The organism is Bacillus sp. EB106-07-01-XG149 (genome assembly GCF_058791555.1).
The window spans coordinates 610,435-630,565 of the sequence record NZ_JBYTDP010000001.1; the positions used below are offsets into that span (position 1 = coordinate 610,435).

Annotated in this window: 18 protein-coding genes; 7 read left to right on the top strand and 11 right to left on the bottom strand. The window is 32.6% G+C overall.

All coding sequences use genetic code 11. The features are described 5' to 3' along the window. Positions 1–63: 63 nt before the first annotated feature. Positions 64–1,596: an SMI1/KNR4 family protein gene (locus AC3WTA_RS03145; protein WP_033657796.1), complete on the bottom strand. Its 1,533-nt coding sequence runs from the start codon at positions 1,594–1,596 to the stop codon at positions 64–66. A 225-nt stretch (positions 1,597–1,821) separates the two neighbouring features. Here AC3WTA_RS03145 and AC3WTA_RS03150 point away from each other — a divergent pair, with 225 nt between their 5' ends. Then, the gene (locus tag AC3WTA_RS03150; protein WP_000127250.1) at positions 1,822–2,454 is read left to right on the top strand and encodes a cupin domain-containing protein; all 633 of its coding nucleotides are present in this window, start codon (positions 1,822–1,824) and stop codon (positions 2,452–2,454) included. 578 nt (positions 2,455–3,032) lie between these two features. On the opposite strand, the gene exsJ is transcribed toward AC3WTA_RS03150, so the two are convergent. Further along, positions 3,033–4,307 (bottom strand): exosporium protein ExsJ, encoded by a 1,275-nt coding sequence (exsJ, locus tag AC3WTA_RS03155; protein ID WP_492332813.1) that lies wholly within the window; start codon positions 4,305–4,307, stop codon positions 3,033–3,035. Positions 4,308–4,775: 468 nt separating this feature from the next. On the opposite strand from exsJ, the gene AC3WTA_RS03160 reads away from it, so the two are divergent. Continuing rightward, positions 4,776–5,066, top strand: coding sequence for a DUF4183 domain-containing protein (locus tag AC3WTA_RS03160; protein ID WP_001121646.1), 291 nt, complete (start codon positions 4,776–4,778; stop codon positions 5,064–5,066). Positions 5,067–5,126: 60 nt separating this feature from the next. On the opposite strand, the gene AC3WTA_RS03165 is transcribed toward AC3WTA_RS03160, so the two are convergent. Beyond that, entirely contained in the window at positions 5,127–5,849 is a 723-nt protein-coding gene (locus AC3WTA_RS03165) for a DUF4183 domain-containing protein (RefSeq protein ID WP_492332814.1), read from the bottom strand. A gap of 210 nt (positions 5,850–6,059) precedes the next feature. Between AC3WTA_RS03165 and AC3WTA_RS03170 the strand changes: the two genes are divergently transcribed. Beyond that, complete coding sequence (locus AC3WTA_RS03170; RefSeq protein ID WP_097860313.1) at positions 6,060–6,701, top strand: BclA C-terminal domain-containing protein; 642 nt, start codon at positions 6,060–6,062, stop codon at positions 6,699–6,701. A 407-nt stretch (positions 6,702–7,108) separates the two neighbouring features. Here the strand turns inward: AC3WTA_RS03170 and AC3WTA_RS03175 are convergent, their stop codons facing one another. Then, positions 7,109–7,723, bottom strand: a complete 615-nt coding sequence (locus AC3WTA_RS03175) for a helix-turn-helix domain-containing protein (RefSeq protein ID WP_097860314.1) — start codon at positions 7,721–7,723, stop codon at positions 7,109–7,111. Positions 7,724–7,782: 59 nt separating this feature from the next. Between AC3WTA_RS03175 and AC3WTA_RS03180 the strand changes: the two genes are divergently transcribed. Continuing rightward, positions 7,783–8,367, top strand: a complete 585-nt coding sequence (locus AC3WTA_RS03180) for a LysE family transporter (RefSeq protein WP_001121295.1) — start codon at positions 7,783–7,785, stop codon at positions 8,365–8,367. A 221-nt stretch (positions 8,368–8,588) separates the two neighbouring features. Here the strand turns inward: AC3WTA_RS03180 and AC3WTA_RS03185 are convergent, their stop codons facing one another. Next, complete coding sequence (locus AC3WTA_RS03185) at positions 8,589–9,326, bottom strand: N-acetylmuramoyl-L-alanine amidase (protein ID WP_000135308.1); 738 nt, start codon at positions 9,324–9,326, stop codon at positions 8,589–8,591. A 254-nt stretch (positions 9,327–9,580) separates the two neighbouring features. Between AC3WTA_RS03185 and AC3WTA_RS03190 the strand changes: the two genes are divergently transcribed. Both AC3WTA_RS03190 and AC3WTA_RS03195 read left to right on the top strand, forming a co-directional pair. Next, positions 9,581–9,841, top strand: coding sequence for a hypothetical protein (locus AC3WTA_RS03190; RefSeq protein ID WP_000774121.1), 261 nt, complete (start codon positions 9,581–9,583; stop codon positions 9,839–9,841). A gap of 293 nt (positions 9,842–10,134) precedes the next feature. Then, complete coding sequence (locus AC3WTA_RS03195) at positions 10,135–10,920, top strand: sulfotransferase family 2 domain-containing protein (RefSeq protein WP_000006502.1); 786 nt, start codon at positions 10,135–10,137, stop codon at positions 10,918–10,920. A 710-nt stretch (positions 10,921–11,630) separates the two neighbouring features. Here AC3WTA_RS03195 and AC3WTA_RS03200 read toward each other — a convergent pair. From AC3WTA_RS03200 to AC3WTA_RS03215, 4 genes are all read right to left on the bottom strand, one after another. After that, on the bottom strand, positions 11,631–13,427 hold the full coding sequence (locus AC3WTA_RS03200) for an ABC transporter ATP-binding protein (RefSeq protein WP_492332815.1): 1,797 nt from the start codon (positions 13,425–13,427) through the stop codon (positions 11,631–11,633). Then, a complete protein-coding gene (locus AC3WTA_RS03205; protein ID WP_070168789.1) occupies positions 13,420–15,174 on the bottom strand; it encodes an ABC transporter ATP-binding protein in 1,755 nt (584 codons plus the stop codon). Before AC3WTA_RS03205 ends, AC3WTA_RS03200 begins: the two co-directional genes overlap by 8 nt. Positions 15,175–15,517: 343 nt before the next feature. After that, positions 15,518–16,402 carry a GNAT family N-acetyltransferase gene (locus AC3WTA_RS03210; RefSeq protein ID WP_492332816.1) on the bottom strand — a complete coding sequence of 295 codons (885 nt, stop codon included), beginning with the start codon at positions 16,400–16,402 and terminating at the stop codon, positions 15,518–15,520. 209 nt (positions 16,403–16,611) lie between these two features. Next, positions 16,612–17,349, bottom strand: a complete 738-nt coding sequence (locus AC3WTA_RS03215) for an MOSC domain-containing protein (RefSeq protein ID WP_001045582.1) — start codon at positions 17,347–17,349, stop codon at positions 16,612–16,614. Between the two features lie 263 nt (positions 17,350–17,612). Between AC3WTA_RS03215 and AC3WTA_RS03220 the strand changes: the two genes are divergently transcribed. Continuing rightward, positions 17,613–18,515: a LysR family transcriptional regulator gene (locus AC3WTA_RS03220; protein ID WP_000248936.1), complete on the top strand. Its 903-nt coding sequence runs from the start codon at positions 17,613–17,615 to the stop codon at positions 18,513–18,515. Positions 18,516–18,617: 102 nt separating this feature from the next. Here AC3WTA_RS03220 and AC3WTA_RS03225 read toward each other — a convergent pair whose 3' ends face one another. Then, a complete protein-coding gene (locus AC3WTA_RS03225; RefSeq protein WP_000921702.1) occupies positions 18,618–18,881 on the bottom strand; it encodes a hypothetical protein in 264 nt (87 codons plus the stop codon). Positions 18,882–18,947: 66 nt separating this feature from the next. Further along, complete coding sequence (locus AC3WTA_RS03230) at positions 18,948–20,054, bottom strand: C45 family autoproteolytic acyltransferase/hydrolase (RefSeq protein ID WP_492332817.1); 1,107 nt, start codon at positions 20,052–20,054, stop codon at positions 18,948–18,950. Between the last annotated feature and the right edge of the window lie 77 nt (positions 20,055–20,131).

The window sequence follows — 20,131 nt, forward strand, 5'->3', positions numbered from 1 at the left end:
GTATCAACTGTCAAACAGTTACACCTTCTACAAACAAACTTATTTACATAATAATGTTATTTTCTAATCAATTACATGCTGGTGCCAAATTTCTCTTTCTTCTTCAGACATCCCTCCTATTATTTTTGAAAAATCTATTTTCCTATCAAATGAGTCTTTTAACATATAAAATTGTTCAAACGATCCTGTAAATATTTCTAATGATCGAGAACAACAAACCGTTTCAAGGTTATCAATTGTTGCGCCATCTAATTCTAATTCCTTTAGCCCTTTCATTTTACCTAATGCCGATACATCTTTTACCTTTGCATCTGTCAACTTTATATTTTGAATTGACGCATTGTGTCGAAAGCAATATAAATTAGCGATGTCGCTATTTTCAAATTCAATTGTGATTAACTTATTTAAATTTTGCAAAACAAGTAAATCCAATTCACTAACATTCTCTAAACCTAAAATATATAAATGCTTTAAATTATCTAATTTCGAAATCGCATAGAGCTGCTCACGATTTGAAATATGTACAGAAAGCGATTCTAATTTTTGAAACCGCGGTAGCAACGAAAAATCTTGAATACTAGTATGTGAAATATTTAATTTTTTTAATGATGACATTTCTACAAGTTCCGATAAATTATTTATCTTCGTATTCTTTATATTCATTTCTTGTAAGTGTTTTAGATGTATGATTGGCGTTAAATCTTGAACCGGATTATTAACTAAATATAACTTCTTTAAAGAATTCATTCGTTCTAATCCTGCTAAATCTCGAATTTCATTTCCGGATAAAATTAGTTCTCTCACTTCTGTACAAATCTGTAATGGACTAATATCTACTAACCCTTTTCCACCTAAATATAATCTCTTCTCTCTAATAAACCTGTCTGCACGTTCAGATGCACCCACTATATTTCTCCAATTCTCATCTAAACTATCGTACCAATCTTTCACGTTATTTTCAGATTGAAATATAAATTGAGGATGTAAAACAGGTAATTCAATATTAAATAAAGCGTCTAAAAAATGTATATTATCGTTAGCACCATAACTCCAATATATATAATCTTCCTCTTGATGAATGGTGAAATTTTTACTTTTTAGCGTTTGTAAAATAAATAGTAATAACTCTGAAATTCTATTTGCAATTACGTATTTCACTTCTTCATCTCTTCCAAAATTAATTACTTGTCCCATTTCCCCCTTTTCATCCGGATCAACATCTATTCCTATATTGTTACCGCCATAATCTTTACTAATAGGTATCCAATTGTGATTCACATATCTTTCCTTAATCCATTCTGTTGGTATTGAAAATGCATCAAAATTAAAAAAATCATCCTCTTCAATTCTTTTCCATATTCTCCACTCATCCAAAACTTCATCTAACGAGAGAAATGGCAAACCAAAAAATAACCCTGGTCCTGATTTATCCTCACCGTTATGTGCGAGATAAAGATTACGTAATTCATCTGGAAACGAAATTCCCATTTCACTTTCGGCATATTGAATTTCTTCTATTGTTGCAGGTGCATTCAAAAACGGTTGAAAGTAATTTGTTAATTCAACTTCCAACTCTTTTAAAATATTATGGTTCATTTTCTGCACTCCCCTTGTACTCCAAATTAAAAAAGCGCTATCTTTTACATTAATTGTAATTAATAGCACCATTTTTCGCAATGAAACTCTTGTAATTATAGTGCATTCAAACGAACAATTTTATCACTTTACAAACGAAGAGCAGCAACGCTTTCACATTTCAATAACTAGACTCATATCCTAAATTCAAATTGCATGAAAATATAAGAAAGGCAGGTAATACAAATGACTGCTAGTATCGACTACACTTCCCCCTCAACTAATTTCACCCATGATTTAAGTAAAAGTAATTTTTTTAAGAAAAATGCCCAAAATTATATAAACGTACTTGGCATGAAACAATTAAATACGTTAGAAAATACTTCTTTATTAGATATCTATTTAAGTACAGGAAATGTTATAGAGCCGCATATTCATCAAAATGCAGCTGAACTTGTTTACTGTATTTCAGGATCTGCTGTTGTTTCCTTACTTAATCCTTTTACAAACCAAATATTAAACTTACCGATAAAACCAGGGCAAGTTGCCAACATTCCACAAGCGTGGTGGCATTATGAAATTGCTACAGCAGATGGTACTCATTTATTAGCTATTTTCGATGCCCCAACTCCAGAAGTTATTTTTGGTTCTGATATTTTAAGATTAACTCCCGCTAATATGATGGCTCATACTTACTGTCTCGATGAACAACAATGGAAACAAACGGTATCCCCTATTCAATCCACTACAGTAATTGGTCCTCCAGCAAACTGTAATAAAAACCGAGGAATGATAAACCCACCAACTCATCCTCCTAATCAACAACAAAATTTATATTACCAAGATTCATACTATTTCCCTCTTTACTGGGGATATTAATTTATTTCATTAATAGACAATTATTGATCTCCTCGGAAAATACGTAGGAGATTTTTTATTGTATATCCACCATTCCTATTTTTTTCGTAACAATTAATAGAGTACATACATATAATATTTATATATCTAATTGGAGGTGATAGTACTATGAGTAATTATAACTATCGAAAAAACTACTCTAATAATAAAAATAGTAGTTCATCAGCATCCTCTCAGTCTTCGAATTCTCAATCTTCCAATTCCCAATCACAAAGAGATTTAGCCGAGCAAGGCTATGTAAAGAAAAAAGGATGTAACTGTAATAAAAACAAATAGTTTATTACTAATTTGAACTATAACATTTCAACGCTCACGATAAATAACTTTCTTCCCTTTTATACCATTTATGAAATGGATGAATTCTATTTTTAATAGAATTCATCTTTTTTATTTATAGGTAATTTTTTCAAATCATTTAACTTATTCCATAAATAATAAAGTATAAATCATACATTTTGATTTATCACCTATCTTCCCATAAAATATAGCCCTTCCTAATAAAATTAGGAAGGGCTATATACAGAATACATTACCACAAGTTATTCGATATTAATACCTGCACTTACAAATCCAGCAACTGCAGCTATTGGACTTGCTGCTGTTAATGAAACATATAACAGTATTTTATCTCCAGCAGCTACTGGAATAGCTTCAGGGATGATTCCCGATGCTGTAGCACCAATCGCTATTACAGCAAATGCTGGTGCTAATAATAAAGGTGCGCCCTGTACTGTAAACGTATTACTCGCTGCTGGTGCAGTTAATATTTGTATCTGCACTTGAACAGGTGATAATGGAGCTAATGCAGCTGTTGCACTAAAGAAACCTGCTAATGACGTAATAGTTCCTGCACGTGGTGCTACAAATGCATAATCACCTATACCTAACGCTAATGTGATACTTGTTCCACCCGTTAAAGCTATGCCAGGCTGACTAAATCCAAATCCAAGAAGAGTTCCTGTATTAGCTATTAATGCGTTAACTAACGCAGATGGTGTTGTACCTGAAGCGAATGGAATAATAGCTCCGCCACCTGTTGCACCAGTTGCTCCTGTTAAGCCTGTTGCTCCCGTTGGACCTGTTGCTCCTGTTGGACCTGTTGGACCTGTTGGACCTGTTGGACCTGTCGCTCCTGTTAAGCCTGTTGCTCCTGTTAAACCTGTTGCTCCCGTTGGGCCTGTTGCTCCTGTTACTCCTGTTGCTCCACCAGTACCTGCTGGACCTGTCGCTCCTGTTGGGCCTGTTGCTCCTGTTGCTCCTGTTGCTCCCGTTGGACCTGCTCCGGTTCCTGCTGGACCTGTTGGACCTGTTGGACCTGTTGGACCTGTTGGACCTGTCGCCCCTGGAGTAGCATTGATTAATTGAATTAATAAATTAAAAAGAAGTTGTAAAGTTGCAGAATCAACATTTGAGTTGCAGGATATAGGGATAAGATCTAAAGCGAAGAAGAATTGTGCAAGGGCGCTATAAAATTGTTGCAATAATGTTGACAATTGTCCTAAATTAGGTGCTGGAGATTGTAATAAAACTATAATACTTTGAGTTAATTGTTTCAAAAAATTAACTTCTGGAGAAGGTAATAAGGAATTTAAGAAAATTAAAAATTGATTAAATAAATCGAGTAACACTAATCTGTTTGCATTACTTGGATTTGCAAAAAACGCTGAAATAGCTGATACTAATGAGTTTAGTAAAGTAATTAATTGACTTAATTGTTCCCTAGTAATAGGAACTGACTGTGGATTTTTACAACAATCTGCTGAAAAAACAATCGGATTGCAGTTATTATGATCAAAACAATCATTATGTTTCATTTATTTCCTCCTTACTTTTCTTATAGTTGAGTGTTTTCCTATTCTAAGTACTATAAAAGATGCGATTGAAAAAAGTAGTTAAGTTATATGTTTCTCTTAAAATAGGAAACATGAATTATAATCAAACTTGAAAACGTAATTTAATTATGTTCATGACTCACATATTAATTATATGTTTTTAATAATTGACTGCTTAGATTAAACACCTAAACTTAAGAGTTTATTTTAATTTTCCACGTTTATCTCTTAGGTCCAAAAGCACATTTTAATTTAAATATTAAAACTAAGCATTAGCATATAACCAACAAGTAACAACACCATCTTTTCAGATAAGTAACAATATCTTTACTAAAATTATGTTCTCTCAATAATTAAGAAGCCGTTTCTATTATAGAAAACTCTCATACAATATATCGGACAAGTTATTCTATAATTCGTTCAAAAAATAATTTAGGAGGTGAGAATTAATTGCCAATCATCCAACCATTTATGGCATCTAGAAGATTTACATCTACACTAGGAGCTGGAACAGGAACAGGTGCAGCTTTTGCAATTGCTGCTACAGCTTGTTTAAACGATGCTGGTACTACTGCAACTGCTTTTCCGACTTTTACGTATTACAACTTTTATGTAAACGGCATTCTTCAACCTAGTGTGAACTCCAGTATTACTACTGGACCTACTGGTGCTATTACAATTCCTGGCGGAGATGCATTAGACGGCGGAATTCCAATTACAATTGAATTTATCGTCACTTAGTTTAACTACTTTAATGTAGAACAAAAAGACAGATTCTTTTTATTTAAGAATCTGTCTTTTTTAATTAATAATGATGAATTGCAAAATAATTGAAGAACCTTGCGTAGGTGGTTGATTATCCAATAAAGTTAGCTGACCATTACTAACCAGATATAATGGTTGTGGTTGAAGTATTCCATTAATAAACAAATTAATATAGGAAACCTCATCAGGAGGTAATATGTGTGTTGTACCATATTGAGCTATCCCATCTGAATCTGTATATATAAGTTTTTCTCCATCTGAAAAAGTGTAAAATAATAAATTAGTTGTTGTTATGGGACCAATAACTCCCGTTGGACCCGTTGAACCCGTTGAACCTGTTGCTCCCGGTGTTCCTGTTACTCCCGTTGGACCTGTTGCTCCCGGTGTTCCTGTTACTCCCGTTGGACCTGTTGCTCCTGGTGTTCCTGTTACTCCCGTTGGACCTGTTACTCCCGGTGACCCCGTTAAACCAGTCGCACCTGTTACTCCCGGTGATCCTGTTAAACCAGTCGCACCTGTTACTCCCGGTGATCCTGTTAAACCAGTCGCACCTGTTACTCCCGGTGATCCCGTTAAACCAGTCGCACCTGTTACTCCCGGTGATCCTGTTAAACCCGTTGGACCCGTCGGACCCGTCGGACCGGTCATTCCCGTTGGGCCCGTTGGAATATAAATTGGGGGAAGAACTGGAAACGTAGGTCCAATGTTTTCAGGTTCTATCATAGCTTTATTTATTGATGATTTATCATCTCGCTTCACTTTAATACCTCGTTCCACATTTTTGTTTACTACTTAACAAAATAATACATCTATCATTTTAGAAGAATTCCATAACTACTTTTTTCATTCTCAAATGATTTTTACATATAGTAAACTTTTTACCGTTGCTATAACTAGTAGTAATAATATAATAAAATGATAGTTCCATTTCAAAATACTAAATCGGTTACGTTCTAATTTAAAAATGAGGTGATTTATATTCAAGATAAGAATGAAAAAATGAAAAAAGAACTATTATCACTGGCTCTTGAAATTATTCTTCCATACAGACTTACAGGTCCTACTGGGCCCACAGGTAATACCGGTCCTACAGGCATTACTGGACCCACAGGTATTACTGGGCTCACAGGCATTACTGGGCCCACAGGTATTACTGGACCCACAGGCATTACTGGACCCACAGGCATTACTGGACCCATTATTACAACAAACTCTATGTTCGCTAATAATACATTAGGTGGTCCCATCTCAGTCATATTAGGTGGAACTAATATTCCACTTTCTAATAACCAAAGTCTCGGTAATTTTACAGTGAACGCTACAAATGATATATATACAATTCCTGTTACTGGAAGATATTATTTAACCTATCAAATTAATACAACAACTTCTCTACTTGCTGGTACAAGGCTACTATTAAACTCTTCGACTCCACTTCCCGGATCTATTTTTTCACCCGCAATATCAACTTCAAATTATAATAATAATTTAATAACCAATTTAATTGCTGGTAATACAATTTCCCTTCAAATATTCGGCGTATTATCCATAGTTAATTTAGTTGGAGGTGGTTCAACAGGTGCCTCTTTAACAATTATACGAATCGATTAATAAATGATTCATTCTTTTTTATAATAAACATTCTTAGCTGCTAAAGTAGTAACTATTACGTCATTCCTAAAGCTAATAATATTTCAATAATTTCACGACAGTGATTAAGCAATAAAAACAATTTGTACTATACTCATAGTAATAACCATCTATACTAAATTTTCCGTATATACATTATCAATTTACACTTCTCCCTGCCAATGTTACATTAAATAAGAAGACAGTTTCCCAAAATGCGAACCATCTCAAAACGTATTTGAGAAACATAATCCAATCCTATACGCGAGAGCAATACTATGTCGACACTCAAACGAGTGTCTTTTTTTATGAATTTTAAAAAATAAAACCATCTCTTATAGATGGTTTATCAACACACATTTCTTTATATTCTTGATGCAATTGTAAGTTTATGCAGCTGGATAATAAATGGTCATACTTAACCGAGTTAGCGTACTTCCGGAATTATGATAAGAGTGCGGTCTATCCGCCTTAAAGCGAATTGCATCTCCGCTATTTAATGTATATTGACAATCATTTATTTCAATTATCAATTCCCCTTCAAACACCGTTATAAATTCTTCGGTCCCTTCTTTATGGCCTTCCGAACTTAATTTTCCTTCTGTTTCAATTTCAACCGTATAGATTTCAAAGTTCCTATCATCTTGAAAAGGAAAAGAAGGATACACTTTATATCTCCCATTGTCTTCTGATAATACTTGAACATCATTTCGTAAAACAACTTTCGTATCTGGTTGCGGATTATTGATTAAAGAAGTAAAAGACACTTTCAAACCATTAGCAATTTTCCATATCGTTGTTAATGTTGGACTTGACTCCCCTCGTTCAATTTGTCCAATCATCGTTTTACTCACACCTGTTAATTGCGAGACCTTTTCCAAACTCATTTTCTCTTTCTCTCGTATTGTTTTTAAATTTTTCGCCAAAATAAGTTGAATTTCTTCCATAAGAAACACTCCTACACTATATACAATATAACGACCGTTATGTATAATAAAAAGCACACGTTATATTGTTCTTTTTGGTCATTATAACACACACTAAATAATTAGGGGGTTTTGAAATGCCTATATTTTCTTTTTTGTTATTTGTTTTTATAAGTAGCTTCACACCCGGTCCTAACAATTTTTTAGCTATGACATACGCTAATCAACATGGTTTAAAAAGGAGTATGCAATTTTGTTTTGGAGTAGCTTTCGGGTTTTTCATCCTCACTTCCTTATGTAGCTTCTTTAATATTGTACTAATTAATATCCTACCCATAATCGAATTCCCTTTAAAAATTTTAGGTGTAGCATATATGCTATATTTAGCATTTAAAATACTCACTAGTAAAACTAGTACAGATCCTGATGAAAAACATAATAAAAACTTATTTACAGTGGGGATTTTTCTTCAGTTTGTTAACCCTAAAGGGATACTATTCGGCCTAACTGTAGTGTCAACTTTTATTCTCCCTTACTATAATTCATATTCAAGTTTTCTACTCTTCTCATTATTTCTAGGTGTAGTTGGGTTAATGAGTACATTTAGTTGGAGCTTATTTGGTTCCATGTTCCAAAAACTTTTATTAAAACATACTAAATCTTTTAACATCATTATGGCCGCTTTATTAGTTTTTAGTGCTTTTTCAATTGTAGTCAATTAAATTCAAATTCTAAATTTTTTTGATAGTATATTTTAAAAATATAGCTGAGATGCCCAATGAATCCTCCGCTCCATACATCACTTATTTAGTTTTAGGGCGGTGTCTTGTATATATTCTTATTCATTCGGATAAAAATTTTAAAAAGAGGATTACTCATTAAAAGTTATCCTCTTTTTGGCGCCAATTATTTTTTAAACGTACTGTTCCTCAAATTAAACTCTTTACTTAACTTCATACCACCAACCTTTACGATCAAGCCAACCTGTCATACCATTTAATTGCGTATCTGATGTTGGATCGGAAATAAAATATGTTAATCCATCAGGCTGTAAAATAAATTTAGCTGTCATTTTAACTGAATTTAAAGCTTGCATAGCTTCAGGAACTTCATACGGTGAGAAAGCGCCTGATTGGATAATATTTTGTTTTGATGGCGGAGTTGTCCCACCAGATTGCCCTGTTAACGCATAAACAATTGAATTTGCAATCTTATCTGGATTCCATTTTGACATATCTGCTTCATTATCGATAAATCCAAGTTCAATTAAGATTGCAGGTGCTTTCGTATTCGCTAATACATAAAGGTCTTTTCGCTCCTTCGCGCCACGATTTGACCAGCCAATATCTTTTGAAAGTTGCGCTGCTATCTTTGCTGATAAAGCTTGTTGGTCATAATACAGTACTTCAACACCATTAGCATTCGTATCATATGAGTTTAAATGAAATGAAACTACTAAGTCTACATCATGTGAGTTTGTTTTAGATACAATGTTATTTAAATTTTGCGCTTGTGTTGTCCCTACTTCATCAGTATCATCATAAACTGTATGCCCTAATGCTCTTAATTTAGCAACAACTGCATCCTTAACTTGGCGATCCATAATATGTTCTTTCCGATTCCCATAATTTGCACCCTGTACAATACTATTATGACCTCCATGTAAACTATATCTAGCCATTGTTCAACATCCCCTTTTTTATTAATATATTCAAAGCTCGTCTTATTGTCCGGTCAAATATCCAGTAAAGCTCCAGCAAACAATAATAAGGGCACTAATCTATTTTCTAAAACAAAGGACTCATAAATAAAAACCACAACTAATATTTTTTAGTTGCGGTTTTTACGCATTTAAACTATTTATTTCAAAATCTTTTTATTATAATACGTAAAAATACATTATAATATAAGCTACTGTTCTTTAGGAGGGATTTAATGGCTGATAAATATAAATTTTTGATACTCATTGTTACAGCATTTTTTTCTTTCTTTTCCTTAATAAAAGATTTCCGTAACACTTCAAAAAGTTTCTTTTGGGGGAGTTTTGCTATCCTAACAAGCTTTATATTATTATTAACTCACGCTTTAGAATTAACTCCTATACTTCTCTATTCAGCACAGATGGCTCTTGAGATTATTACAATTCCACGTAAATTAATTCTTCCATCTAGCACTGAAGTTGCTAGTTTTTGCTAACGAGAGGTGATCACTATAAACTGGAAACAAAAATACAATCCAAAGTATCTCTTTTACCGCATGTATAGTTATATTTATAAAGCCCTTGATGATATATCATGGTCCTTAAAATAATTTAGATTGTTATGAGTACACATTTTTTGTGTGCTCTTTTCATATCCCTATAAAATAACGCTTTCATTTCAAAGTTATATTGTTTTAAATTATCTTTTCTACTTCTCTTCTCTTGTTCATATACCCAGTTGTTTATTCATAAATTAAAAATAATTGACATAACTGAATGGAGGCTAACTATGTCTTTTGCAAATATTATTAAATACGGACGCGTTCCGCACTTTAACTCTAACTTCCCTTTGATTTTATTTTGGAGTCAGAAAAGTGGCTGTACTTCACTTGCACATTGGTTTTTTTATCAAATAAATTTATTTAAACAAGCCATAAAATACGATTCCTTCATCCATAATTATGAAAATGAAATATACAAAAACTCCTCCGACTACTTTATTGAACTAGCTGCTGCTTTATATACAAACGGAAAAGATTCCTATAAATTAGTGAGAAACCCCTATACAAGAGCTGTAAGTTCATTCTTTTCACTAATTGCCCCCCCTCACATAGAAAACCCAGCATGGAATCCTATTCGGAATTTTTATTATGGTAATGAATTTTGTAATAAGCCTATTTCATTTAAAATCTTCCTCTACTATTTAAAAGCGCAAATGAAAGATTTAGAACAAGTAGATCCACATTTAATGCAGCAATATGAACCAACTGAGGAGGAGTTTGTTACAAAGTATATCTACCTTGAAAATTTCTCTACTGAAATTGCGCGCTTAGAACAAACATATCAATTAAAAACTTCTCCTTTACACATACTAACCAAATCATGGCATCATCAGAAGGGAAGGGCGATTTTTAGAGGTGATTTTGCAGATGCTGATATTACCGATCCTTTATTCCCACGCCTCCCAACATACGATAGTTTTTATGATTATGAAACTATCCAATTAGTACAGGATATTTTTAATAAAGATTTTCACACGTACAATTACCCATTAACTCCTTTAAAAAATATGTGATTTTCTAATTGTAGTTTCATATATTATAGAGAAACTTAAATTCACCTATTTAAGTTTCCTCATAAAACTCTCGTAGTAAGTTGGGGCACTGGAAACAGTGTCTTTTTTTAATAAAATTCAAATTGTATTATTTATTAAATCATTAAAACGTATAAATATAACGTGAAACACTCATTAAGGTTGTCTTCATTCGCTCTATTTGTTCCACTGCCGTTGTATAATCAAAGTTCAATTATTTCACTATTAAATACAAAAACTTCAATTTCCAAACGATTAGTCTCAATTGTTAAAAAAGCAATTGAAGCATTATAATAACCTAAAATTATAACACACACTGATAAAGCAATACTTGGTCAAGCGTATTACGGACTGTGATTGAGTTGTTAGCATCAAAAAAGCTACATGGGGTTGTCGCAATGGGTTTCATGATATTTTTAAGGCTTATTTAATGAAATCTGAATTTAAAAAATTCAATTTCATAGTTTACGTCAGACTCATGCAACACTTTTTTTGAACAATTTGTACATCCGAAAATTACAAGTGAACGATTGGGTCATAAAGGTGTTTTCATAACCTTACGCATGTTTTACCTTTGATGCAAGAATACGCAGTTAAAACATTTAGTGAACAACTATTTGGATAATAATGTTTACAAATATAAAAATACGGTTTCTCTTTCCTAGAGAAACCGCACCATATCAAAGTTCTTATTATATTTTAAACTGACTCGTATACAGGTCAAAGTAAAACCCTCTATCTTCCATAAGAGATTCATGATTCCCTCTTTCCAAAATACTTCCATCTTTTATAACAAGGATTTGATCTGCTTTTTCAATCGTTTTCAGTCGATGAGCGATTACAAAACTTGTTCGACCTTTCATTAAATTATTTAGTCCTTCTTGAATTTGCAATTCTGTTCTCGTATCAATATTTGATGTTGCTTCGTCGAGAATTAATATATCTGCATCTGCTAAAATCGCCCGCGCAATCGCAAGAAGTTGTTTTTGTCCTTGACTTAAATTCGATCCTTCTGAAGCAATTTTTGTTTCATATTGATTCGGTAAATGTTTAATAAAAGAATGTGCAGATGCTGCCTTAGCTGCATTGATTACTTTATCATCACTAGCATCTAATCGACCATAACGAATATTATCCATAATCGTCCCTGCAAATAAGTACGTATCTTGTAAAACTACTCCTATTTTACTTCGCAACGAATTAATATCATAATCTTTTATATCTTTTCCATCGATATGAATTTGCCCTTGCTGTATATCGTAAAAGCGAGTTAGCAAATTAATGATAGTTGTTTTACCCGATCCAGTGGGACCAACTAAAGCAATTGTCTCCCCTGGTTGCGCCTTAAGACTCACTTCTTTTAAAATCGTTTTATTTCCCTCATAACCAAATGAAGCATTCTCAAGTGCAACATGCCCTTGTAAATTTTGTACAACGAACGCATCTTTTTTATTTTGAATTTCTGGTACTTCATCCATAATTTCAAAGACACGTTCTCCACCAGCAACTGCCGCTTGAATTGTATTCATTAAAGTTGCGAATTGACTTAGTGGTCTTGAGAATTGACGAGAATAATTAATAAAAGCCGCAATGACACCTACTGTTGTCATTCCATTTAAAACCATAACTGAACCAGTCCCAATTACAAGCCCCATACCTAAGTTATTTATAAAGTTCATACTTGGAAAAATAAAAGCTGAAAATGTATCCGCCTTCGTAGCTGAAACTCTTAATTGTTCATTAATTTTATTGAAATTTTGTACGGTTTCTTTTTCTTTCCCATATAACGTTGTAACATCCGCTCCTGTTATAGCTTCCTCAATAAAACCATTTAATTCTCCTAAATCTCGTTGACGCTTTGCAAAGTTTTTACCACTATAAGTAACTAGTTTTTTTGTAACGAAAAACATAATAGGCACTGTAATTAAAGTAACAATCGCTAAAATCCAATCTAATGCGAACATCGCAATCGTTACACCTATAAAGGTTAATGCTGATGAAATAATTTGTACAACACTTTGTGTCAACGCTTGATTCAAATTATCTATATCATTTGTAACACGGCTCATTAAATCCCCTTGAGAACGTACATCAAAGAACCGTAAAGAAAGCGTTTGGATTTTCTCAAAAATATCTTGTCGTATTTTTTGTATTGTTTTTAATGCAACGTTAACCATGACAAATGTTTGTAGCCAAGTTAACAATACTGTTACACCGTAAATCGCGATAAGTAACAAACACATTCTCGCCGTACCGCTTAAATCTTTCGGTACAATATATTGATCTATAATTACTCCCATTAAATACGGACCTAATAGCCCAAGTAACGTCGTAACAAATACTAAAAATATTACGAACGTAAGAGCAGCCTTTTGATACCCCATATAGTTCCATACTCGCAATACAGTTCCTTTAGTGTTTCTAGCTTCACCCATTTTAGGCGCGTTACGCCCACCTTTATTAGCAAATTGCCCTTGAAAATTACGCATGTTCTTTCCCACCTTCTTTATGTAAATTGCCACCTTGGGAAAGATAGATTTCTTGATATACCTCACATTGTTCTAACAATTCTTCATGTGTACCATCACCAACTAATTCACCGTTATCTAAAACGAGAATTTTATCAGCATCTATTATTGATGAAATTTTAGAGGCAATTAATAATGTTGTTGTTCCTTTATATTCTGTTCTTAATGCCGATTGAATGTTAGATTCCGAATTCGCATCAACTGCTGAAGTAGAATCATCTAATATAAGAATGGATGGCTTTCTCACAAGTGCCCTTGCAATGGATACACGTTGTTTTTGTCCACCTGATAAATTCGTCGCACCTTGTGTTAAATGATATTGATATGAATCTTCCAACTTGTTAATAAACTCAGTCGCACAAGCTGATGAAGCCGCTACTTCCAGTTCGTCATTCGTTGCATCTTCTTTACCATAACGTAAGTTCTCTTCTATGCTACCTGAAAACAATAATGCCTTTTGAGGTACAAACCCGATTGAAGCACGAAGTTTTTGTAAATCGAATGCTCTAACATTTATTCCATCAATGCATACTTCCCCTTGATCAACATCGTATAAACGCGGTAATAGTTTTGCTAAAGTGGATTTACCACTCCCTGTAGAACCGATAATTCCTACTTTTTCGCCTTTACATATGTTAAATGAAATATCTTTTAATACATATTCATTATTTTTCGTGTAACTATAACTAACATTTTTAAAGTCAATATGTCCCTCGATTTGCTTAGGTACAAGCGCATTTGTTTCACTCATAATATCAACCTCAGTATTTAAAACTTGCTGTACACGATCCGCAGATGGAAATGCTCGCGCGATTTGCATAAATACCATACTTATAGACATAAGTGACATTAAAATAATATTCAAATAGTTTATAAACGCTAAAATAGCTCCTACTTGAAGCGTTCCATTAAATACTTTTTCTCCACCAATCCATAATGTTGCGACAATCCCGCCACTTACAACTAACATAATGATTGGCATCATTAAAGAAATAAGCTGCACCGCTCGAATATTTATCTTCGTTAAATTCGTATTAACATTTCCAAACTGAGTAATTTCATATTTTTGTCTTACATACGCTTTAATAACACGTACTCCAGATAAATTTTCTTGTAGCTTTGTATTCACTTTATCTAATGCTTCTTGCACTTTTTTGAACGTTCCGCTCGCATTACTTGCAATGAATATAATCGCAAGTAATAAAATTGGAACAACCACAAGTAATATAGGAAATAACTCGCGTGCTGTTACAAAAACAATTATTATACTTCCGATAAATAACAAAGGACCACGAACAAGTACACGTAATGTCATCGTCATCGCCGATTGAATAGAAGTAATATCATTTGTCACAATCGTTAATAATTTCCCAGTTCCAAATGAATCACGATTTTCACTAGAAAATATTTCTACTTTCGCAAATACATCTTTTCGTATGTCTGTAGCGAAATTAACAGCTGCTTTTGTAGAATACATCATACACCCAAGTCCTCCAACTAAACCGAGTGCTGCAGCTCCTATCATAAGAAGCCCCATTTTTATTACATAATTCAAATCACGATTTGCTATCCCAACATCAATAATATGTTGCATAATAGTCGGTTGAATTAAGTCCATCGCAACCTCAAGTACCATAAATAGTGGTCCAATAATAGCGAAGAACATGTATGGTTTTAAATAATGTAATAATTTGCGAAATGATTTCATACTTAATCTCCTTTTTCCTATGAAATTACCATTTAATAATTCATACCCTCCTTACTTAAACCATATAATTTTTGATTTTCCCAGTACTTCTATTATATTATGTAAATTAATATTTAACATTATTAAATGATAAGCATTAATGACTTTCCGGTCAATAAATGTGCTTTATATTACGCAAATAGAAAAACCGTATTCTCAAATAGAAAGAATACGGTTTTTCTATTTATTTGTTAGATTGCAAAATTCAATCTCAAATTCATTTTTTCAAGTGGACTTCATATGTATAAACCTATTTTAATAGTATGTATACTTGTATCCCCCTCAAAAATATCTATATAAACATTTAAAATTCCGTTAACACTGGGAATTTAAATCCTTTAAAATCTAACTCTTTATTACTTCGAACCATTAAACACTTACTTGACTGTAATTCTGTAAATTGTACATCCTCAATCCCTAATTGATCTGGTGAGAAGTAAAATTCGATTTCTATAAATCTTTCAGCAATTTCCCCGCATATTTCATCTAAAACTGGAAGTACTGGTGCAAACACTCCATATAATTTCAACTTTTCATTATCTACTTCATACACAATAAGAGCATCTAGCTTCTCTGAATAATACAATTTCTCATTCCATTCCGAGTCATACATATTCAAATAAAACGAAGGGCGGAAGTTTAATGTTGCAAAATTATTTGAAAGTCTTTGGCTACTATCAATAGTTTCATGTATTAACTTTCTATCCTCTTCCATATAATAATCTAACTTTCTAAGTAAAGAATCATTATTATTCTTTTTATCATATGGAATAGTCATCAAATACTCCTGCACAACTTTAAACCCAAATGATGCATATAGTTCAGGTATTTCCGTAAACAATAAAGTACATTCACATTTCTTATCGATTTCTTCTATCATTTTACTCATTAATTGTGTCATGAGTCCTTGTCTACGAAAATTAGAGTGTGTCATTACCGATTGAATTCCCGCTGCATTTATTCTTTCACCATTTACTAGCAATGGTAGCGAAAATGCCGCAACATTTGCAATTGCTTTATCGTCATGTAAAAATGATAAAGCTTTGTATGTATCATCCCAATAACCTCTCTCTGAAAAATCATTCAATGTTTGAATTGTAATCCCAAACACTTCTTCAAATAAAGGAAATAACTGCTCTCTTTTCGGTTCTTCTAAAAGAAGTTTTTCAAAATTTTCAACATTCCCCATGTTGTCCCTCCATACGTTAATTCCATCAAATTAGATGTAGTTGTAGAACCTACTCTTAAAGTAATAGGTCTTACCAATCAATATACTATCATAAAATATAAAAAAAAAGTCTAATTTATTTTATGTTTTGACTATTCGAAAATAAGTCGAATAAAATAATATTAGGATTTTTGAATATTAATAAGTTTGTTATATAAAAATAGTGCTTTCTAAGTCGTTTTTACTAATAGAAATGCACCATTTATAAAAAATATTTTTTTATTTTTTTTTCCTTCTAGTCTCTCCTGCGTGTTAATTTCTTCTCCCCTCATTCGCCTTTCAAATGTATTTCTCCAACTCGTAGAAAGTGCCTGTACTTCTAAAATCCTTTTTAGCCCTTTTACATTTTGTTTTTCTTTATGCATGATACGATTAGCAAATGCTACCGTAACACCTTTTGGATCAGACTTCAGTAATTTTAACGTATCAGCAGGTGATACCCATCCTTCTTTTAATACGCGAAAATAAAATCCTGTATATCCTGTTTCTTGAAAATATAGTGGTAACTTTGGAATATTGTATTTCTTAGCTAATTTAAAACAAGGTTGTCTTGGTTGCGTCACTTGGACAATCGCTTCTCCAATTTGAAATGTATCACCTATACAAACATCCTCTTCACACATACGACTAATTGTTATATTTTCTCCGAATGCTCCATATACAAGGTCTTCATTCAACTCTTTTTCCCAGTATCTATAATGTTCTCCAGAATACACACAAACTGCTTTATCTACTCCGCCATGATGAACTAAGTCCGCTTGCCCATCTCCATTAAATTTTAAAAAGGATAAAAACACTGGTTCCCTTACTTGATTCTTATTTATACCTGTATGAATTACCTTTCCGCCGTATGTAACCTCTTTTGGTAACCCTATATTTAAAGATAGTACCTCATATACTTTATTCATCTTAATTGCTCCTCTTACTTACCCCAAAATTTTTCAATAGATTAATTTATACTTTCAAACTCTCTGTCTATTTTTCATTTAAAATGACAAAAGATCAGCAAATGTAATAACCACTCAAATATCCTTGCTCCGATACTTATCTATCCTTACTTCAAAAACTTTTCAATCCCTCTCTAATAAAGTGATTATAAGCTCAACAAAATCATTGTTCAATCCAATTATTTATATAATAATGATAGGTATAACCTATCATCAAACTTGAGGTGGTCCCAATCGAATTACGACAACTTGAATATTTTTTAGCTGTTACAAAAGAATTACATTTCACAAAAGCAGCTGAGAAATTAAATATTTCACAGCCTTCACTAAGTCAGCAAATACGTGCATTAGAACATGAAGTTGGAATGCCACTTTTCGATCGCATTGGTAAAAAAATATCTTTAACTAACGCAGGAAGGATTTTATTATTACATAGTAAAACCATTTTTCATGAAGTCGAACAAGCTCGTTCTGCTATTCAAGATTTAAACGGGTTACAACAAGGTTCCTTAACAATAGGATCATTGTTAACCGTCGTAAATTATTTACTACCACCCGCTATTTTAAATTTTAATCAATTATATCCTAATATAGAACTCTCTGTATTAGGGCTTCGTACAGGAGATATTCGCGAAAAATTATTACAAAACGAACTTGATATTGGCATTACATTTCTCCCGGTGCAAGATAAGGAGATTATTTCTATCCCTCTATACAAAAGTGAACTTACATTAGTCGTACCAACCGATCATCAATTAGCTGAACGTAATCATGTATCTATTGCTGAATTACAGAACTACCCTTTAATTCTTTTACCTAAAAATTTCTTTTTAACCGAACTAATTACATCTTATTGTCAAAAATTTAACTTTAAACCAAAACCAATTTTAGAAATTAGTACGATGGAATCTTTAATCCAAATGGTTTCAAAAGGAATGGGAATTACAGTGTTACCAAAACCGTATATAGAATTTTTACAAAATAAAAACATTCAAGCAATTAAAATAGAAGATCCTACCCCAACAATAGAAATTGGGCTTATTTATAGAAATGATAAATATATGTGTGCTGCAACTCGAGAATTTATTGAACAACTAAAAAGAACAGTACGTTCTTTACAAAGCTAAACGAACAAAAGAGATTATCCTATAAAACCGTTTCACAACGCTCTAGTAGAATAATCTCTTTTCAAAACAAAATACAACATAACTTTTAAACTCAAATAAATTTCAATGTACCTTTTTAGATATTGGAATATATTTCGTAAAATATGCCCCCACTAGTAATAAAACAATTGAAATGAACCAAATAAAAATACCGCCAAAGTTAAACCAATATGCAAGCAAATTTAAGATTGCTAGTGTAAAGAAACAAATTGAAGTTAACGCACTCTTCAATCCTTTTACCCCTGCTTTTTTTCTTTTTTCATAAGTAATATACATTGAAACGGCAACAAATAAGATAAGAACAATCGGTAATATTACTTTTAGCAATGGCAATCCCTCCCGTATATACACCTTACTATTACCATTTTATCTCATTTATTCTTCTTGAATCAATTAATAGCGTTCTTCTTTCCAAAAGTTAGTATACGTTTTATTATTAAATTTCACATTCACCTTAGAAAAGGATAGGCTCTCTCCAATTTTCAATGAGTACCAGTCGTTGAATATTGGAGATCCGAAGCAAATATTCATTGTACGGTTATGCAAATCAAATAAGACAGAATGCAAAGTTCCAAACCATTCTTCATAATTATGTACTGTCAGCCCAGTAGGATACTCTTTTTCTACTAATCCTTTTAAAGACTTCATGCTCACTAGTTCATTTTGATTTAAATATTCATACAATGTGTGATATCTGTTTGTGGATTGTTCTAATCTTCTATTATTCAATTTTTGAATAGGTAAACTAATCGCATGGTTTGTTGATACGATAAAATCATGGCTTTCCTCATCAATTGTGGTTATTGATTTAAAACCGTCAAATATTTCAATACGCGCTGCGTCTAAAGGATCTGCTACAATTAGATTAATATTACTTGCAATTGGCATTTCATCAACTAGTGATATCGCCTCCTGCACATTTTTACATTTCTCCAATAATACTCGAATTACCGCAAAACATTGTAAACCATTTAACACCGGCTTTCGTAAGCCTTCAATACTCCCTACTGGTTGACCACATGCTGAAAATGTAACAGCTAACCCATGCTCATTAACACCTTCAGTTCGACCAAAATAAAAAGTAGAAAATCCACTATGGGCATACGCGCCTTCAACATGTGTAGAGCAAAAACGCATATCATCTATTTTTGGTGACAAATCATAATTTCTTAATACATATGTGTGCTTTGAATCTGTCTTTTTAGGTAATACGACACAATGACTACATCCTGCTTTTAATAGTGTTTGATAATAATACATCATATTTCTAGCAGGAATTTTCAACACTTCACAAAACCCGTCAATTTCTTCATTAATTCCTGGACAATATTGATTTAATATATTTCTAGATTCTGTCCAATAATTATCTGATACTAAATGTTCTTGTTGTATAAATTGTGGAATGAGATACGGATGACTTTTCACAAACTCTCCTTGTTGCCTTCCAATATCATAATGACTTCCTTTTAATGATGAAAAGTACCCCTTTACTTCATACATCATATTTCCCCCTCTCATTGATTATATCCATATCATACTAAAAGGATTTTATTCATTCTTGATGTTTTTTACTGTCT